The following is an 18,133-nucleotide window of genomic DNA, read 5'->3' on the forward strand; positions in this document are numbered from 1 at the left end:
CCTATTTATCTATCACAAAATATGTTTTCTTTTTTAAAATCAAAACCAACCCCAAACAATAAGAAAAAAAGTAAAAAATCACTTTTTAAGCGCGTTATGGCTTGGCTGCATTTGTGGCTTGGTTTAGCGTCTGGAATCATTGTAGTTATTGTCAGCCTTACGGGCTGTATTTATGTTTTTGAGCACGAAATAAAAGATTTTATCGAAGACTGGCGTTTTGTAAAACCTCAGGAAAAAGCATTTTTGTTGCCTTCTCAATTGGTTTCAATTGCAGATAAAAAAATGAAAGATAAAAAAGCTACAAGTGTTACTTTCGGAGAAAAAGACGAAGCGGCAATTGTAGGCTATTTTGTAGAGAAAAAAGAAGATGGTGAAAGAGGCGGTCGAGGAGAAAAGGGCGAAAACAAAAAAGCGGAACATAAAAGAGGAGAAAGAAAAAAAGATTTCGCTAAAAATGAAGGCGAAAAAGCAAAATCTGATCTAAAAACTCAAGGTAAACCTAGAGAAAAAGAAAAAGGAAAAGGAAAAGATGAAAAGCGTAAAGGCGGTAGAAGATCTGGAACTTTTATTAGCGTTTATATGAATCCGTACACGGGAGAAATATTAAACGTAAAAACTTTTTCTAGAGGAGATTCGCCAGATTTTTTCAGATGGATATTAAACGGACATCGTGCTTTGTGGCTTCCTTATGATATCGGAAGACCAATTGTAGGTGTTGCTGTTCTAATTTTTGTGGTTTTATTAATTTCGGGTATCGTTTTATGGTGGCCAACAAAATGGATAAAATCAATTATTGATAAAAGTTTTAAAATTAAATGGGATGCCAGCTTTAAACGTGTAAATTATGATATGCATAATGTGTTCGGTTTTTACAGCTGTATATTCTTGTTTTTTATTGCCGTAACTGGTTTAGTTTGGAGTTTTGGATGGTGGAGTAAATCATTATATTGGGTAACTTCTGGCGGAAAACCATTGACAGAAAACCGTGAATCTCCAAAATCAGATACTACAAATGTTGTAGCATTTAATATTACAACTGCCGACAAGGTATTATTAAAATTAAGAAAAGAAAATCCGCAAGCTTCTGGAATTTTAGTTAACATTCCCGGAAAACCTTCGGATCCAATTGGTGCTTTTGTTTACAAGCAAAAAAACACCTATTACAATATGGATCGTTACAGTTACGATCAGCAGTCTTTGAAAGAGATTTCAATTAAAACTCCTTTCTCAGGGAAATATGTAGAGGCAAATATTCCAGACAAAATCAGACGTATGAATTATGATATTCACGTTGGAAGTGTTCTTGGACTAACAGGAAAAATTATTGCATTTTTTGCCAGCTTAATTTCTGCAACTCTTCCTATCACTGGATTTATAATTTGGTGGGGTAAACAGAAATGGGGTAAAAAGAAGCCCGCCTCAAAACCAAAAGTGGCAGCTAAAGCAATTCCTGTTCCTAAATTGAAAAATACAGCAGAACAAGAAGTTACTGCTTAAAAATAGTAAAACTGGTTTTTAATTCTTTTTTGTTTTTTTTTTTTTTGATCAAAGGCAAAGCTGAGCAAGCTTTGCCTTTTTGATTTTATGAATATGATATAAAAAAAATTCCAAATTCCAATTTTTAAAATTGGAATTTGGAATTTTAATATTAAAGTTTAAATGCGATTATCCTGGAAATTCTCCGCCTTCTCCGCCGCCGTCATTGTTTTTAGGCATGTTTTTATCTCTTTCACCTTTTGGTTTATTAAAACGGTAAGTAAACGATAAATTGAACTGGCGTTTACGGAATTGGAATTCACTATAAGAATTTACATTGTCTAAGTATGTGTAAGATCTCATTTTTCTAGAATTAAAAACATCGCTAATATTAAATGCAATTGTTGCTTTGTCTTTCATTACATCTTTACTAAAAGCAGTGTTCATTCCGAATTGACCTAAGTTTTTACCTTGAGCTGTTTTTTGCTCTCCATTGTACATTCCAGTCAATTGCCAATCAATTTTGTAAGGTAAGGTTACTTTAGAGTTTATTCTTGCAAACCAAGAGTTCGCCTGATTATCTAAATTCTGAACAACCACATTTCCTTGTGTATCTGTATAACTGTTTTCTCCAGTAGTTTTTACATTAAAGAAGTTAAAGTTACTGTTCAATTTCCACCATTTGTAAGGCGTGTAATTGAATGTAAATTCAAAACCAAATTTTTGTTCTCTTCCTAAGTTGATCGGAGAACTTTTAATTACTGGCGTACCATCAACTACTTCACCTGGCGCAGGAGTTACCACTTCACCGTCTGGAGTTACAACATCACCAGTAGGAGATCTTACAAAACTGAAAACGTCTTTTGTGTTTTCAAAATAAGCCGAAGTATTAAAAGTTACTTTACTCCATCTTTTGATATATCCAATATCATATTTATCCGTCAAAGAAGGATCTAAATCAGGATTTCCTTGAAAGATATTGATATTACTCGCATAGTTTACGGCAGGATTCATGAAACGTCCTCTTGGTCTCGATAAACGCTTGCTATAACTTGCAGAGAAATTACTTTGATCTGAAATTTCGTAGCTAACAAAAGCGCTTGGAAATAAATTGTTGTATTTTTTAGTGTTGAAATCACTATTATCTAATAAGTTAACTTGGATGTTGGTATCTTCCCATCTTAAACCAAACAAATAAGAAAATTTATTTACTTTAAAACCATATTGCGTATAAAGCGCATTGATGTTTTCTTTGTATTCTAAAGTATTAGATAAATTAGGATCGGTCACATTCTGACCATTCGAATCAAGAGTGCTAACATTGTAGATGTTATTCAAATCTCCAAAACTTCCTTTGTAACCTGCTTCAAACTGTCCACCTTTTCCAAGAGGCAACACATAGTCAACTTGTGCTAAAACTTGCTTTTGTACTTGATCGTTTAAAGTTGTATTAAAATTTGGAGAAGCCGTAATAGTACTATTGCTATCATCTGTATTTCTCGAAATAGAAAGATCAGCTGTAAGTTTATGTCCTTTGTCGTTGAAATTTTTAATTAAGTTCGAAGTAAATTCAACATTTTCACTTCCTGTATCAGCGTTATTTAAACGATAAGACGTTCCTGTAAAAGCTCGATTTGCATCGTAATTGTAATAATTAATCAAATCACGATCATCACCAGTATTATTTTGGTAATTAATTGCATTTGTCCAGAAAGTTGTCGGTGTAAGTGTCCATTCAACTCCAGCTCTTCCATTGAATCCGTTTCTAACACGTTTAGTATCACGTGTTTCATCTAAGAAGTTTTTTGTAGTTCCATCTGCATTCAAATACTCAGAGTTTGTTTTACCAGCTCCTTCATTTGTTCTATAATTGTATCCAGCAGTTGTGAAATAATTTAATTTTTCGGTTTTATAATTCACATTGGCACTTAAACCATAAGTTTCTGGTAAACCTGTAGAGGCAATTAAAGTTCCATTAAAACCTTGATTTTTACCTTTTTTAAGAACAATATTGATAATTCCAGAACCTCCTTCAGCATCATAACGCGCAGATGGATTGGTAATAACTTCTACTTTATCAATAGCATCAGCAGGAAGTTGTCTTAAAGCTTCTGCCATATTAATAGCTTGCGAAGGTCTTCCGTCAATTAAAATACGAATGTTATCGCTTCCTCTTAAACTAACATTTCCTTCAGTATCAACAGAAACAGAAGGAACATTGTCTAAAACGTCGCTAACGCTTCCGCCTTTTACAATCATATCTTGACCAACGTTGTAAACTTTTTTGTCTAATTTTATTTCGACTGTCGATTTTTCAGCTCGAACCACAACTTCGTTAAGTTGGGCAGCATCTTCAGATAAATTAACAATACCTAAATTAGTGTCGCCTTGAATGCTTCTTTGTTTAATTTCAGTTGATTTAAAAGAGATAAATTCAACTTTTATATCGTAAGTTCCAGGTGCTACAGTAACTTCAAATTCTCCTTTTGGATTTGTAATACCGCCTGCAATAACTTTAGTATCATTAGGAGCTGTAATAGAAATAGTTGCATATTCTAGAGGTTGTTTGCTTACTTTTTCTAAAACTTTTCCGCTGACTTTTACTTTGTTGCCGCCAGGTCCTTGTTGTGAGTAATTGTACATGCTTGTAAACAAGAATACTAGCAGTACAGCAAATTTGATTTTCTTCATTTTTGGTTTTTCTTTTCTCTTTAGACGGCAAATGTAGTTTTTGGTTTAAAGAAAGAAATCACAAAAAAATGTTAATGAAGTATTTTAGAATCAATCTAAAAAAGAAGCAACAAGATCTGGATCTCTGCCAATTATAGCTTTTCCGTCTTTTACAACAATAGGTCTTTCTATTAAAATTGGATTTTCGACCATCGCATTTATAATTTGTTCTTCGTTTAAAGTTTTTCCTTTAAAGTTTTCGATCCAGATTTTTTCTTTGGTTCTAACCAACTGAATTGGCTCTAAATTAAGTTGTTTCAACAGTTTTTTTAGTTCATCAGCACTTGGCGTTTCTGTCAAGTAAGGAATAATTTCAAATTCTTGTTTAGATTGTTCGATAAAAGCAAGACAGTTTCTTGATTTTCCGCATCTCGGATTATGATAAATTTGTATCATTTTGTTATATTTAAGGGTTCAAATATTTGTAAGGCAAAAAAGAGGTAGTTTTGCAAAGCCAAAAGTAAGATTTACTTATGGAATTTGAATTCTCATTTTTTTAAATTTTAAATTTATGTTTTTAGAACAAGGAATTAAGCCTGAAAATAAATTTTGGAAATATCTCGTAGGATCTCTTTTTATTATAGCAGCATCTTTTGTAGGGCAAATTCCGCTTACTGCCGCAGTATTTTATAAAGCTTTTAGCCAAGGTAAGGCATTTCCAACAACAAATGATGATGTTATGAAAATGTTTGAGTCTAATACGACGCTCTTTCTTGTAATGATTTCGTTCGTTTTTGCCTTTGCAGGAATTTACTTTGTAGTTAAATATATTCATCATCAGACAGTATTATCAATAACTACGGCAAGACCAAAAATAGACTGGAAACGAATTTGGTTTTCTTTCTTTTTGTGGACTTTTATTTCGCTGGTTAGTTTTTCAATCGTTTATCTAAGCTCTCCAGAAAAATTTGTTTTAAGTTTTAAATTAGTTCCGTTTCTAATTTTAGTTGTTTTAGGTTCTATATTAATTCCGATACAAACCAGTACAGAAGAATATGTTTTTAGAGGATATTTAATGCAAGGATTTGCAAATTTGGCTAGAAATAGATGGTTTCCTCTTATTATGACTTCGGTTATTTTTGGCTCAATGCATTGGTTTAATCCTGAAGTAGTTAAAATGGGAAATATTGTAATGATATATTATATAGGAACAGGATTGTTTTTAGGGGTTATCACTTTGATGGATGAAGGAATGGAATTGGCATTAGGATTTCATGCGGCAAATAATCTTGTTGGAGCTCTTTTAGTGACCTCAGATTGGACCGTTTTTCAGACATATTCGATATTTAGAGATCTTTCAGAACCATCGGCAGGAATAGACGTGATTCTACCGGTTGTAATCATATATCCAATTTTACTTTTCATTTTTAGCAAAAAATATGGTTGGACAAATTGGAAAGAAAAATTAACAGACGAGATTAAAAATGTAGAAGTAAAAAATAAAAAGTATGCAAAACTTAACTCATAACAACGTTCATAATTATTTTAAGCTAAACGGTTATCATTTAAATGCAAAAGATTTATGCCGTGCTGCCTATAGTTATGTTAAAGAAGGTGATGCTTACGAGCGTTCCATTGGTGAATTCTTTTTAGATTGGTTTGATAAAAAGAATTATATCGAAATGACAACTTCGGGAACTACCGGACTTCCAAAATTGGTAAGATTAGAAAAAAAAGCAATGATTCAGTCTGCACTTGCAACGGGCGATTTTTTCGATTTAAAACCTGGCGATAAAGCTTTATTGTGCCTTCCTACACAATTTATCGCAGGAAAAATGATGTTGGTGCGAAGTTTAATTTTAGGATTAGAACTAGAAGTTGTTTCTCCGAGTCTTCATCCGCTTGAACTAAATACAACAACATACGATTTTGTTGCGATGGTTCCGCTTCAAGTTCAAAATTCAATTAATGGACTTTCAAAAGTTCGTAAATTGATTATTGGTGGAGCTAAAATGGATTCTTCTTTAGAAGAAAAACTTTTACCTCTAAAAACAGAGATTTATGAAACCTACGGAATGACAGAAACGATTACGCATATTGCGGCAAAGCGTTTAGGAGATTCTGTTTTTTCAATTCTACCAAATGTAAAAATATCGCAAGACGACCGCGGATGTTTGGTTATCAATGTTGCAACAATTTCTGATGAAGCGATTGTAACGAATGATTTGGTAGAATTATTAAATGATCAACAATTTATTTTTTTAGGAAGAATTGACAATGTAATTAATAGTGGAGGAGTGAAGCTGATTCCTGAGCAGATTGAAGCTAAATTAACAGGGAAAATAAATAGCAGGTTTTTTGTAACTGGACTTCCAGACACTACTTTAGGAGAAAAATTAGTTTTGGTTATTGAAGGAGAAAAACAAGAATTTCCAGCAGATTTTTTTGATGTTCTTGGTAAATATGAAAAACCAAAAGAAATAGTTTTTGTTTCTAAATTTAAAGAAAACGAAAACGGAAAATTATTAAGAAAACCTACTTTACAAGATTAAAGACCAAGTTTTCGCAATCTTGTCATTTCTCCTTACGTAGAAATGACAAAACAGTGAGAATAATTGTTTGAAGAGTAGAAAAAAAATGAAAATAAAAAATCCCAAATTTCAATAACTCAGATTGAAATTTGGGATTTTAAATATTAAGCAATTCCAAGGTTAGAATTTGGAATTTAAATATTGGAATTTCCTATTTTTTACGTTCCAGTAAAGCCATATAGAATCCGTCAAAGCCAGATTCAGACGCAAGCATTTTACGATCTTCAACAAAAGTAAATTGCTGTCCGATTTCTGTTTTTAAGAATTTCTCTACTTGCTCTTGATTTTCTGATGGTAAAACAGAACAAGTTGCGTAAACTAATTTTCCGCCTGGTTTTACAATTTTAGAATAACTTTCTAAAACCTCACTCTGAACTTTACGAATGTTATCTATAAATTCAGGCTGTAATTTCCATTTAGAATCTGGATTTCTTTTTAAAACTCCTAATCCGCTACAAGGTGCGTCAATCAAAACACGATCTGCTTTTTCGTGCAATTTTTTGATCACTTTTGTACTGTCAATAATGCGGTATTCAATATTAAAAGCGCCATTTCTTTTTGCTCTTAATTTCAATTGTTTCAATTTACTTTCGTACAAATCCATTGCAATTAGCTGTCCTTTATTTTCCATTAAAGAAGCCATGTGCAATGTTTTTCCCCCCGCTCCAGCGCAAGTATCTACAACTCGCATTCCTGGTTTAACATCCAAAAATCCAGCAACTAATTGTGAGTTAGCATCCTGAACTTCAAAAAGTCCTTGTTTAAAAGCATCAGTCAAAAATACATTTGCTCTTTCTTTTAAAACTAGTGCTTCAGGTTGATCTTTTAAATATTCTGTTTCAATATTTAAATCCATCAAAGTGTTTCTAAGGCTTTCTTTAGTTCCTTTCAAAGTGTTAGTTCTAAGAATAACTTTTGCTGGCTGATTTTGTGCCGCAATTTCTTTCGACCAAACTTTTTCACCTAATTCTTTTACTCCTAATTCATCCATCCAATCAGGAATAGATTCTTTTAGAGCTCTTTTTTTAGATAATTCGTCAAAACGGCCTTTTATTTTTCTTTCTGGTGTTCCTTCCAATTGTCTCCAATCTGGAATTGGGTAACCGCGCAGAACTGCCCAAACGGCAAACATTCTCCAAAGGTTATCTCTATCGTAAGGTTCTTTTACTTCGGCAATTTCAGCGTACAATCGTTTCCAACGAACAATTTCGTATATCGTTTCAGCAACAAACTTCCTGTCAGAACTTCCCCAACGTTTGTCTTTTTTTAATGCTCTAGCTACCACTTTATCAGCATATTCTCCTTCGTTGAAAATAGCATTCAAAGAGTCAATGGTAGTATAAACTAAATTTCTGTGTAATCTCATTTCTATATTTTGAGTTGCAAAGGTACTATTAATTGATTGAAAGTTAAATTTTTAATACTGAATCTTATTTAGACTTTCATTAAATGAAAAAAACACTCCAATTTAGAGTGTTTTTTGAACTTATTGTTAAGCATTTTATTCTTTTGAAATAATACGCGTTAATCCAATATTTTCTGGAGCATGAAGCACCATTGGGAATTTCTCTATTTTAACAGAGCTACTGTCTAAACCGAAAGCTCTTTCTTCAGACAAACTCAGTTTTTTGATGAAGAAATAAGAATTCATGATAATGTTTTCATGCCATCTTAAATCATTGTCGTTTGATAAGAATTTCTCAGACAATACAAATTTAAAGTCTCCAATAATATTGTTTTTGTTTAAAGATTCGTAACGGCTGGTAATATCAACTTCTCCGCGTTTTACCATGTCTTTGATAACTTCTCTAAACATCAAATTGATTTTGGTTGGTTCTCTAAAACCTAAATTAAAGTCAATTCTATAAATATCGTCTTTAGCAATTTCAGTTACTTTATATTGTGTTTTATAAGGTTCAGTCAAAATATTAACGTGAACAAACCAATAAATATCAGCTCTTTTTGGACGTTTTTGAAGAATAGAATAAATGATTTTTTCCTCTAATTCATCAACACGATTCGCATTCGTCATATAAACCAAATGCGTTGCGTATTTCGGAATAGATAAATCTTGGCTCAATTCTACTAAAACTTGTTTATAGTCATCAACCTTAACCACTTTCGTGTAGTTTTTGTTGATTTTTTTAGCTAAATACCAGATTGTCATTACAGATATCAACATACTTGCAATGATTAAGGTTACATAACCACCTTCTGCAAATTTGGTAATATTAGCAAAAAGGAAACTAAACTCAATTAATAAATAAATGGTGATAAGCGGTACCATAAAGTACAGTTTTACACGCTTCATAATTAAGTAGTAGTTTAACAGAATCGTCGTCATGATCATGCACAGAATAATCGCAAGACCATACGCATGTTCCATATTTCCTGATTTTTCGAAGTGTAATACAATTCCAACACAACCAAAAAACAATAGCCAGTTGATTGACGGAATGTATAATTGACCTTTTACTTCTGTAGGATATTTAATTTTTACTTTAGGCCAGAAATTAAGACGCATTGCCTCGTTTATCAAAGTAAACGAACCACTAATAAGTGCTTGAGAAGCGATAACGGCTGCTAAAGTTGCAACTACAATTCCGAATGGTAAAAACCAATGTGGCATTATTAAGTAAAATGGATTTCCATTTTCTCCGCCTAATTGCTGTAAAGTGCTTCCTTCATGGTGAATTAAATAAGCCGCTTGTCCAAAGTAGTTTAAAACTAAAGTCGTTTTTACAAACATCCAGCTAATTCTGATGTTTTTTCTACCACAGTGTCCCATGTCAGAATATAACGCTTCAGCTCCAGTTGTACATAAAAATACAAATCCTAGAACGAAGAAACCATCAGGATGTATAGATAATAAATGATAAGCGTAATATGGATTAATCGCTTTGATAACTTCTGGATAATTAAGCACTTGAATTGTACCTAAAGTTCCAAGCATGGCAAACCAGATTAACATCATTGGCGCAAAGAATTTACCAACCAATTTAGTTCCGAATTGCTGAATTGTAAATAAAACAAATAAAATACTGATTACAATGTAAACAATAGTTTGTGTTTGCATTGTTGGATAAAATGCCCTAATTCCCTCTACAGCAGATGAAATCGAGATAGGTGGAGTAATAATTCCGTCGGCGAGCAAGGCACTACCTCCAATAATGGCGGGAACAATAAGCCACTGAATTTTTGTTTTTTTGACTAATGCATAAAGTGCAAAAATTCCTCCCTCACCGTGGTTGTCTGCGCTTAAGGTAATAAGTACATATTTAATTGTAGTTTGTAATGTCAAAGTCCAAAAAACACAAGAAATACCTCCTAAAACAATATCGGCATTAATGGTGTGATCGCCCAAAATGGCTTTCATTACATATAAAGGAGAGGTACCAATATCTCCATAAATAATCCCTAAAGTAATCAATAAACCCCCAATAGACAACTTACTATGTAAGTTTTTATGCGATGCGCTCATGTATATTTTTATAAAAGACGGTTGCAAATTTACTGTTTTAAAACAAATTAGCAGCAATTAAAATTAAAAAGATAAAAAAAAGCACAATCGTAAAATTGTGCTTTTCTTAATTATGGTTTTTAATAAAATTAACCTCTTCTTCCGCCGCCGCCTCTATTGTTAGAGCCACTCTCTCTTTGTGGTTGTCCTCCTCTAGATTCTTGGCTTACTCTAGAAGTTTCCTGACTTGCTCTTGGAGCTTCAGAACGTTGTTGAGTTTGTGCTGGTCTAGCAGAATATTCTCTGTTAGAACTAGATCTGTTTTCAGAATTGCTTCTTGGCATTTCAGCTCTTTGAACTGGAGCAGATTGTGTTGTGTTTCCTCTATTTTGAGAATAATTTCTATTCTCTGATCTTTGAGAAGACATTTCACGATTAGAGCCTCTATTTTCTGAATTTCCTCTTGAAGTTACTCCTGAATTGTTATTTCTAGATTCTGTTCTTGAAGTATTTTCAACTCTTGCAGAATTGTTTCCTCTGTTTGAATAGTCTCTGTTTATGGTTGTTTCTGTACTTTTGTTTGCAGTTCTATTGCTAGAATTGTAATTTCTATCTACAGAAGTTCTACTAGTCGAATTTCTGTTTTCAGCATAATTTCTGTTAGTTGTTCTATTGTCAGAAGATATTGGTCTTGCACTACTTCCTCTATTAGTATTATAACTATTTCTATTAGATTCTCTGCTGGCTACACGTCTTTGATCTAATTCGTATCTGTTTGTAGCATTAGAATGTCTTTGAGCAAAACTATAGTTTGGACGCATTCTTTCGTAGCCATAAGTTCGTCTTGTTTCATAGATAACTGGAGCTCTGTAACTTCTTCTCACATTTACATAGTTGTAGCTGTTGTGAACGTTTATACATACATTTACATTGTTTCTGTATCTGTAAACTGGATATGGCGCCCAAGCTGTGTAATATGTAGGGTAATAACCCCAATACCAAGTTGAGTAATATGGTCTGTAATTGTTTACCCAAAATGAAGTATAAATTACCGGTGCAACACTATAAACAGGCTCATAAATGTAATTTGCTCCATACAGGTAAGAGTTACCTACAATTTGAACACTAACTTTGTTGTAATTATCTCTTTCAACATCAATAGTGGCAACGTCTTGATAAACGTCACGGTCTAAAACAGCTTGTATAATTACTACGTGAGTTCTGTCTTCTACACTCTCGATTACACGAAGATAATCTACTTCATCATCGCCATTAAGGTCAAGGTTAGAAATTTGATATTTTGGATCATTTAATCTTCTTTCAAAATCTTGAAGATTAGCAGATTCTCCAAACATCGAAGCGACTGCTCTTAAATCTAAATTATCGCTTATATCTGAGTTCTTTGCGTATACGGTAGTTTGATTTTGTGCTGCACAAGAACCAAAAACTAAGGCTATCATCGCTATTAAAAGTAATTTCGTTTTCATGACTAAATTATATTAAATTATTTTTTCTATAAGTGAATATCCAATTACTGTGCCATAAATCTTTTGTATAACAATCTTGTTTTTAAACAGCTGAAAATCAATTTATTGAATATATGTTTCTGTTTTTTATTCTGTTTAAGAATAAAATAGTGTGTAAATTTTATTTTTTTGAAAAAGAAAATAAACCTATTTGAAATTTTATAAATAATCGTATTTTAGCGTTAACCAAATTTTGATTTCCTATGAAAAAACTAGCTTTATTTTGTGGTATTTTTATTTTATTGATGTCTTTTAGAACATTTACTCATAAAACCGAACTTCCTTATAGTAGTGGTTTTACATCAATGACAGTAGATACTCTTTTTAAAGATAGGATTAGCATCAGAGCAATTTTGATTGATAAAAATAAAGTTTGGTACGGTGCAGATAATTCTCGTTTTGGTTATTATGATTTAACTAAAAAAGAAAAATTTGAAGAACACATTTATCGTGATACTTTAAATTTGGAGTTTAGAAGTATTGCTCAAACCTCAAAAGATGTTTTTTTACTTAGTGTAGCAAATCCTGCGTTGCTTTATGCAGTTTCTAAAAAAGACAATAAAGTAAAATTGGTTTACAAAGAAATTAACCCCAAAGTTTTTTACGATAGCATGCAATTCTGGAATGACAAAGAAGGAATAGCGATCGGCGATCCAACAGAAGATACTTTCTCTATAATTGTTACACGTGATGGAGGAGAAACTTGGACAAAACTACTGTCAGATAAATTGCCAACAAATACAACCGGTGAAGCGGCTTTTGCAGCAAGTAACACCAATATTGTAATTAAAGGAAATGATACTTGGCTAGTTTCAGGTGGAAAAAAAGCCCGTGTTTTTTATTCTCCAGACAAAGCAAAAACATGGAAAGTGGTAGAAACTCCAATTGTTCAAGGAAAACAAATGACCGGAATTTTTACAGCTGATTTCTATGATTCTAAACAAGGTTTTATTGCAGGTGGCGATTATGATTATCCAAATAAAAAAGTGGATAATAAAGCCTTTACAAAAGATGGCGGAAAAACTTGGGAATTGATTGGGCAGAATATGGGCTTTGGTTACGCATCTTGTGTACAATATGTTCCTGGAGGAAACGGAAGAGAAATTGTTTGTGTTGGTTCTGAAGGGATACAATATTCTCAAAATGGAGGTGAAAATTGGATGCAACTTTCTACAGATTCGACACTTTTTACGATTCGTTTTGTAAATAGAAATACTGCAATCGCAGCTGGTCACAATAAAGTGGTTAAACTTAATTTTAAATAAAAAATAAGAACCCTAAATAATAAAGTAAGTATTATTATATAGGGTTCTTATCGCTGTTGTTTCTTTATTTATCGCTTAATCTTTATTGGCTTTGTCACGATATTGCTGCAATAATTTTCGGCTAAAATCATCTTCAGATTTTTTAAGTAATAAAATTTTCTTTGCAGAAAGTACTTTTTTCACATTACTCATAAATTTTTCCCTTAGCTGATACAATTCTTTATCTGTGGTTTCAATTTGAGATAATAAAGTTGCAGCTTCTTTTTCTGAAAGATTTTTAAGATTGTCATCGTTTAATTTTTTCAGATAAGTTTTCATTTTAAAATGCCTTAATTCGAATTGTTTGTCGTCGTAAGCATTATAAATTGGCCAAAATTTTTCAGCTTCTGTAGAAGTTAATTCCAATTCTGTCGTTAAAAATGAAACTTTAAAAGCTTTGATCTTTTCACGTTTTTCATCAATTTTTCCGTTTTGTGCAAAAAAGGAAATACTTGTCAGAAAGAGCAGTAGCGGTAAAATGTTTTTTATTTTCATTGCTAAGTTAAGTTGTTGAGTTAAGTTGAGTTTTAATTTTGTTCTGAAATCAGATGTTCTATATTCGGACTTGTGGATAAAATGTCTTCTAAAGTTTCATCTTCCAGAGTTATATCATTGTTTAGTTTTTCGATGTCGCTATCATCTAACTTTTGAATTAAATCGTACTGGCTCAAATTAGATTGATAAGATAAATACGTTTCTAATGTGGCTTCATCAAGTTCATTTGATGTTGCTCTGTAATTGTTTACAATCGGAATCATTAAAGCAAAACCAATTAACGCCGCTGCCGCCAGAGAAAGTTTTTTTTTGCGTTTGTAAAAAGGAATTACCTTAACTTCTTTTTGATTTACTTGCTGTAAGACTTTCTCTGAAAAATCATCAAAATAATTTTCTGGAGTTTTAAATCCAGATTTTATTTTTGGTTCGTTTTCTAATTTAAATGCTTTCATAATATCTATAAGATAGTTTTAGTTACCAAAGGTTTAATTTGAAGTAACATATAATTCAATTTTTTTTACTGCGTGATGATAAGATGCTTTTAAGGCACCTACCGAAGTTCCTAAGATTTCGGCTATTTCTTCGTATTTTAATTCTTCAAAATATTTCATTTTGAAAACCAATTGCTGTTTTTCTGGAAGCGTTACGATTGCTTTTTGAAGTTTGATTTGAATTTCATCTCCATCAAAATAAAGATCAGCTTTTAGATTGTCAATTGTCTTATTTTGAAGATCTTCAGACGAGATACCGCTCAATTTTGCTTTTTGAGACAGAAAAGTCAAAGCTTCATTTGTGGCAATACGATACATCCAGGAAAAAAGTTTACTTTCTCCTTTAAAGTTTTTAAGATATTGAAAGACTTTTATAAAAGTATTCTGCAAGACATCATCTACATCATCATGATTCAAAACAATATTTCGAATATGAGAATACAGCGGACGCTGATAATCAGACAAGAGTTTTTGAAACGCTGTATTTTGCGTTTGAGGGTTTAATAATTGTTTTATAAATTCCTTCTCGTCTATCAAACTTTTTTGTTGTAAACCTTCTTAATATACATTAGACTGAATTTGAAACAAAAGGTTAAAAAAAACTTTTGAAATTTAGAATTCAGAGTCTTCTTCTTGCGTAGGAGCAGGAGTTGGTGCAGGAGCTGGTTTCTTTTTAACAGGCTCTTTTCGTGGTTCTGTACGAGGTTCGCTTGTTGGAGTTTCTCCTTGTGTTTCGCTCGATGTTTGCGGTGCGTAAACAGGTTCTGCTACAACAGGAACTACTTTTGGTTTTATTGGAAAATAGATTTCTGTAACCAATTTAGATGATGCTTTTACATCTAATTTGCTTAGTGTCCAAATTTCTAAATGTGACCAGCTTAAGTCTGGAATTATTTTTTGATTATTGATGTAAGCCGTTGTTTTTGTAATAGCTTCATTTCGATGCGAGTAATCCCCGTTAAGTGTCGTTTTTACAGCATCAAAACCATTTAATTTTCCTGATAAAATATCGCTTCCAGAGCTAATAGAAATTTCTTTATTGATTGGTAAGCAGATTGAAATCTTTGCTAAACCTGTTTTAGTATCGTAAGTATGATAAATAATAAAAGGTTTTCCGCTTTCAGATAAGCCATTTGCCTCGCTAAACTGAATCAATTTCGGAATAACAATTCTAGCATTCTTGTTTACTTTTGAAATTTCACTTGTAAAAGTCTGACGAATATAAGGTGTTTCTGTTTTCTTCACTACGCCATCCACTTTAACTGCATAAGTTTTAGTTTCGTAGTCTAGATTTTTGTCAATATTTACCAAGCTTTTTTCATAAATAGTTCCGATAACTTTATCAGAACCTCCATGCAAAGAAGTATAGATTTTAAATAGAAAACTCATTGTACCTTTTGCTCGCCAAGTAACTTTTGTTTTTCCGTTTAAAGTATCTTTCAAAGTCCAGCTTACATCGGCCTCTGTACCGTCATATTGCATTTTTTGAGCAATGCTTTCGCCTTCTTTTGTTTTAAGTGTAATTGCATTTCCTTTTCCATCAGCGCCATCCCAATAAAATGAAGCGCCATTTCCGCTTGTCTTATTAGCAAAAGTCATTTTTATAGAAGGATCTTCAACCGACCAAGATTCAAAATCTTCGTAATTTCTAAAATCATTAAGATAATTGTAAACTGTTGCGCGAGGCGAATTGATAACTTTACTTCTTTCTACAGAAAAATTTCCCTTTTGAGTAGCAACAAAAACAGTAAGAGCAACAAAGCTTAATAACGCAAAAAGAAATAAATACTTAAGAATTTTCATTGGTAGATTGTTTGGTTCGTAAAGTTATAAATTTATTGTCAGTCTTACTAATAACCGCTAATTATTAGGTTTTATTATGATGATTAATTTTTTGTTTAAAAACGAAATTTTTTAAGTTTCAAAAAAACTTATCTTTTAAAGAATATTTTAATCAAAAACAAAATAGCAATAAAGAGTAAAAAAACAAGAAGTACTTTGTAATTTCCTTTGTAAAAGATTTTGTGCAGTGCTAAATCTTTTCGATAAGCAAAAATCATTATGATTACAAATGCAATAAAAAAACACACTCCAAATAGTATTTGTCCTTGACTAAACATAGTTTTAAAATTATTTTTGACAAATTTAGAGAATTGTATACGATTTGCTGCTAAATTGGCTTTTCATTTCATGGAATAAATTTTCGAATTTATCCTAAAGTCACTTATATTAGCAAAAAAAAGGAAAACTATAATATGAAAAAACAACTCGACGCCGTAACAGAATTTCACACTGCTTTTAAAATTGGCCATAGCGCAACTCCAGTTGCTGATGTAGGAGCAGAAAAAAAATTACTTCGTTATAACTTAATGAAGGAAGAAAATGAGGAATATTACGAAGCGGTTCAGAATAATGATTTAGTTGAAATTGCTGATGCGCTTGGCGATATGATGTATATTTTGTGCGGAACAATTATTGAACACGGACTTCAGGATAAAATTGAAGCTGTTTTTGATGAAATTCAGCGTAGTAATATGAGTAAACTTGGTGAAGACGGAAAACCAATTTATAGAGAAGACGGAAAAGTAATGAAAGGTCCAAATTATTTTAAACCTGATTTTTCTAAATTGTTGTAAAGAAGATTAAACGCAAAGAACGCTAAGTTTTTTTTCTGTAGTTCTTATAAAAAAACAAAGTCCGCAAAGCTTTACGTTATTTTTGTCATTTCGACGAAGGAGAAATCTTCGCAAGAAACTCCACATAGCAAATCGATAATCTTTGTCGAGCTACTTACGAAGATTTGCTTCGCCTATTCGCTATCGCTCGGGTCTCCTTCGTCGAAATGACAAGATTGAGTTTATATCTTATCTTCACGATAAAATTTTATAATAAAGCCAAATAAAAAAACCGATAAAACTAAATTTATCGGGTTTCTTTTTTGTATGTTTTTAGATTATTGAACTTTAACTGTCCATCCAAAAGTGTCTTCAGAAAGTTTGTTTTGAAGATTTGTTAGTTTTTCTTTTAAGAATGAAGCATATGAATTCTCAATTGGAGTCATTTCATAATATTCGTCTTTATATGAGAATCCTTTAATAACACTAATTACGGCAGCAGTTCCTGCGCCGAAGATTTCTTTCAAAGATCCGTTTTTAGCTGCTTCTACTAATTCTGAAACAATTACTGGACGGACATCAACTTTTAATCCTTCTTTTTCAGCCATTGCAATTAAACTTTTTCTGGTAACACCATCTAAAATTCTTTCGCTTGTTGGAGCTGTTAATAAAGTATCGTTAATTCTGAAGAAAACGTTCATTGTACCGGCTTCTTCTAATTTTGTATGCGTTGCATCGTCAGTCCAAATAACTTGTTGGAAACCATCTTTGTTTGCCAAGTTAGTCGGGTAAAATTGTGCAGCGTAGTTTCCGGCAGCTTTTGCAGCACCGATACCACCATTTGCAGCTCTACTGAAATGTTCAGCGATAATTACTTTTACTTCGCCTCCGTAATATGCTTTTGCAGGAGAAAGTAAAATCATAAATTTATATTCGTCAGAAGGATTTGCAATTACTCCAGGTCCTGTAGCAATCATAAAAGGACGAATGTACATACTTGCTCCGTTTCCTCTTTGAATCCAGTCTTTGTCTAATTTCAATAATTCATTTAAACCATCCATAAAAATAGACTCAGGAACTTCTGGCATCGCCATTCTTACAGCAGATTTATTAAAACGGATGAAGTTTTCATCTGGTCTAAACAACCAAACATCATTATTGTCATCTTTATAAGCTTTCATTCCTTCAAAAATAGCTTGTCCGTAGTGGAAGACTTTTGAAGATGGATCCATTAGAATAGGAGCATAAGGCTTAATGACAGGATTTTGCCATTGTCCGTCTTTAAAATCGCATTCGAATAAATGGTCTGTAAATACAGCGCCAAAACTTAAGTTTTCAAAATCTACTTCGTTTATTTTTGTAGAAGTAGCTTTTATGATTTCAATTTTGCTTGTTTGAGTTGTACTCATAGTTCTGTAAGTTTTTTGTGAGATATCTTTCACTATAGGAAATCTAAAGTAATGATATCATGGAAAATAGAATTTATTGAATGCAAAATTAAGTAA

General features: G+C 32.2%; 16 protein-coding genes. 5 read left to right on the forward strand and 11 right to left on the reverse strand.

The genetic code is table 11. From position 1 onward, the window contains the following. The first annotated feature begins 21 nt into the window (after positions 1-21). Positions 22-1,497, forward strand: coding sequence for a PepSY-associated TM helix domain-containing protein (locus P0R33_RS19190; protein ID WP_276172776.1), 1,476 nt, complete (start codon positions 22-24; stop codon positions 1,495-1,497). Positions 1,498-1,665: 168 nt separating this feature from the next. Here P0R33_RS19190 and P0R33_RS19195 read toward each other — a convergent pair whose 3' ends face one another. After that, on the reverse strand, positions 1,666-4,167 hold the full coding sequence (locus P0R33_RS19195; protein ID WP_276172777.1) for a TonB-dependent receptor: 2,502 nt from the start codon (positions 4,165-4,167) through the stop codon (positions 1,666-1,668). Between the two features lie 90 nt (positions 4,168-4,257). Beyond that, entirely contained in the window at positions 4,258-4,602 is a 345-nt protein-coding gene (gene arsC / locus P0R33_RS19200; protein ID WP_276172778.1) for an arsenate reductase (glutaredoxin), read from the reverse strand. A 115-nt stretch (positions 4,603-4,717) separates the two neighbouring features. On the opposite strand from arsC, the gene P0R33_RS19205 reads away from it, so the two are divergent. Further along, complete coding sequence (locus P0R33_RS19205) at positions 4,718-5,674, forward strand: CPBP family intramembrane glutamic endopeptidase (RefSeq protein WP_276172779.1); 957 nt, start codon at positions 4,718-4,720, stop codon at positions 5,672-5,674. After that, positions 5,655-6,698 carry an AMP-binding protein gene (locus tag P0R33_RS19210; RefSeq protein ID WP_276172780.1) on the forward strand — a complete coding sequence of 348 codons (1,044 nt, stop codon included), beginning with the start codon at positions 5,655-5,657 and terminating at the stop codon, positions 6,696-6,698. The genes P0R33_RS19205 and P0R33_RS19210 overlap by 20 nt, the downstream gene beginning before the upstream one ends. Positions 6,699-6,888: 190 nt before the next feature. On the opposite strand, the gene P0R33_RS19215 is transcribed toward P0R33_RS19210, so the two are convergent. The 3 genes from P0R33_RS19215 to P0R33_RS19225 form a co-directional block, all read right to left on the reverse strand. Beyond that, complete coding sequence (locus P0R33_RS19215; RefSeq protein ID WP_276172781.1) at positions 6,889-8,103, reverse strand: methyltransferase domain-containing protein; 1,215 nt, start codon at positions 8,101-8,103, stop codon at positions 6,889-6,891. 135 nt (positions 8,104-8,238) lie between these two features. Beyond that, positions 8,239-10,218: a KUP/HAK/KT family potassium transporter gene (locus P0R33_RS19220; RefSeq protein ID WP_229349711.1), complete on the reverse strand. Its 1,980-nt coding sequence runs from the start codon at positions 10,216-10,218 to the stop codon at positions 8,239-8,241. 128 nt (positions 10,219-10,346) lie between these two features. After that, complete coding sequence (locus P0R33_RS19225) at positions 10,347-11,684, reverse strand: hypothetical protein (RefSeq protein WP_276172782.1); 1,338 nt, start codon at positions 11,682-11,684, stop codon at positions 10,347-10,349. A 242-nt stretch (positions 11,685-11,926) separates the two neighbouring features. Between P0R33_RS19225 and P0R33_RS19230 the strand changes: the two genes are divergently transcribed. Then, positions 11,927-12,988 carry an oxidoreductase gene (locus P0R33_RS19230; protein ID WP_276172783.1) on the forward strand — a complete coding sequence of 354 codons (1,062 nt, stop codon included), beginning with the start codon at positions 11,927-11,929 and terminating at the stop codon, positions 12,986-12,988. A 75-nt stretch (positions 12,989-13,063) separates the two neighbouring features. On the opposite strand, the gene P0R33_RS19235 is transcribed toward P0R33_RS19230, so the two are convergent. From P0R33_RS19235 to P0R33_RS19255, 5 genes are all read right to left on the reverse strand, one after another. Beyond that, entirely contained in the window at positions 13,064-13,522 is a 459-nt protein-coding gene (locus P0R33_RS19235) for a sensor of ECF-type sigma factor (protein WP_276172784.1), read from the reverse strand. A 32-nt stretch (positions 13,523-13,554) separates the two neighbouring features. Continuing rightward, the gene (locus P0R33_RS19240; protein WP_276172786.1) at positions 13,555-13,974 is read right to left on the reverse strand and encodes a hypothetical protein; all 420 of its coding nucleotides are present in this window, start codon (positions 13,972-13,974) and stop codon (positions 13,555-13,557) included. A gap of 33 nt (positions 13,975-14,007) precedes the next feature. Further along, positions 14,008-14,550 (reverse strand): sigma-70 family RNA polymerase sigma factor, encoded by a 543-nt coding sequence (locus P0R33_RS19245; RefSeq protein ID WP_276172787.1) that lies wholly within the window; start codon positions 14,548-14,550, stop codon positions 14,008-14,010. A gap of 75 nt (positions 14,551-14,625) precedes the next feature. Continuing rightward, positions 14,626-15,816 (reverse strand): transcriptional regulator, encoded by a 1,191-nt coding sequence (locus P0R33_RS19250; RefSeq protein WP_276172788.1) that lies wholly within the window; start codon positions 15,814-15,816, stop codon positions 14,626-14,628. A 128-nt stretch (positions 15,817-15,944) separates the two neighbouring features. Then, positions 15,945-16,133, reverse strand: a complete 189-nt coding sequence (locus tag P0R33_RS19255; RefSeq protein ID WP_109194411.1) for a hypothetical protein — start codon at positions 16,131-16,133, stop codon at positions 15,945-15,947. Between the two features lie 135 nt (positions 16,134-16,268). Between P0R33_RS19255 and P0R33_RS19260 the strand changes: the two genes are divergently transcribed. Further along, positions 16,269-16,649, forward strand: coding sequence for a nucleoside triphosphate pyrophosphohydrolase family protein (locus P0R33_RS19260; protein ID WP_276172789.1), 381 nt, complete (start codon positions 16,269-16,271; stop codon positions 16,647-16,649). A 317-nt stretch (positions 16,650-16,966) separates the two neighbouring features. On the opposite strand, the gene P0R33_RS19265 is transcribed toward P0R33_RS19260, so the two are convergent. Continuing rightward, on the reverse strand, positions 16,967-18,037 hold the full coding sequence (locus tag P0R33_RS19265) for a branched-chain amino acid aminotransferase (RefSeq protein WP_276172790.1): 1,071 nt from the start codon (positions 18,035-18,037) through the stop codon (positions 16,967-16,969). Positions 18,038-18,133 lie beyond the last annotated feature (96 nt).

The organism is Flavobacterium sp. YJ01 (genome assembly GCF_029320955.1).
Classification (GTDB): Bacteria; Bacteroidota; Bacteroidia; order Flavobacteriales; family Flavobacteriaceae; genus Flavobacterium.

Bases quoted from the DNA above. Each gene is read 5' to 3' on its own strand.
- P0R33_RS19190 (WP_276172776.1), top strand. From the start codon at position 22: ATGTTTTCTTTTTTAAAATCAAAACCAACCCCAAACAATAAGAAAAAA.
- P0R33_RS19195 (WP_276172777.1), bottom strand. From the start codon at position 4,167: ATGAAGAAAATCAAATTTGCTGTACTGCTAGTATTCTTGTTTACAAGC.
- arsC (WP_276172778.1), bottom strand. From the start codon at position 4,602: ATGATACAAATTTATCATAATCCGAGATGCGGAAAATCAAGAAACTGT.
- P0R33_RS19205 (WP_276172779.1), top strand. From the start codon at position 4,718: ATGTTTTTAGAACAAGGAATTAAGCCTGAAAATAAATTTTGGAAATAT.
- P0R33_RS19210 (WP_276172780.1), top strand. From the start codon at position 5,655: ATGCAAAACTTAACTCATAACAACGTTCATAATTATTTTAAGCTAAAC.
- P0R33_RS19215 (WP_276172781.1), bottom strand. From the start codon at position 8,103: ATGAGATTACACAGAAATTTAGTTTATACTACCATTGACTCTTTGAAT.
- P0R33_RS19220 (WP_229349711.1), bottom strand. From the start codon at position 10,218: ATGAGCGCATCGCATAAAAACTTACATAGTAAGTTGTCTATTGGGGGT.
- P0R33_RS19225 (WP_276172782.1), bottom strand. From the start codon at position 11,684: ATGAAAACGAAATTACTTTTAATAGCGATGATAGCCTTAGTTTTTGGT.
- P0R33_RS19230 (WP_276172783.1), top strand. From the start codon at position 11,927: ATGAAAAAACTAGCTTTATTTTGTGGTATTTTTATTTTATTGATGTCT.
- P0R33_RS19235 (WP_276172784.1), bottom strand. From the start codon at position 13,522: ATGAAAATAAAAAACATTTTACCGCTACTGCTCTTTCTGACAAGTATT.
- P0R33_RS19240 (WP_276172786.1), bottom strand. From the start codon at position 13,974: ATGAAAGCATTTAAATTAGAAAACGAACCAAAAATAAAATCTGGATTT.
- P0R33_RS19250 (WP_276172788.1), bottom strand. From the start codon at position 15,816: ATGAAAATTCTTAAGTATTTATTTCTTTTTGCGTTATTAAGCTTTGTT.
- P0R33_RS19255 (WP_109194411.1), bottom strand. From the start codon at position 16,133: ATGTTTAGTCAAGGACAAATACTATTTGGAGTGTGTTTTTTTATTGCA.
- P0R33_RS19260 (WP_276172789.1), top strand. From the start codon at position 16,269: ATGAAAAAACAACTCGACGCCGTAACAGAATTTCACACTGCTTTTAAA.
- P0R33_RS19265 (WP_276172790.1), bottom strand. From the start codon at position 18,037: ATGAGTACAACTCAAACAAGCAAAATTGAAATCATAAAAGCTACTTCT.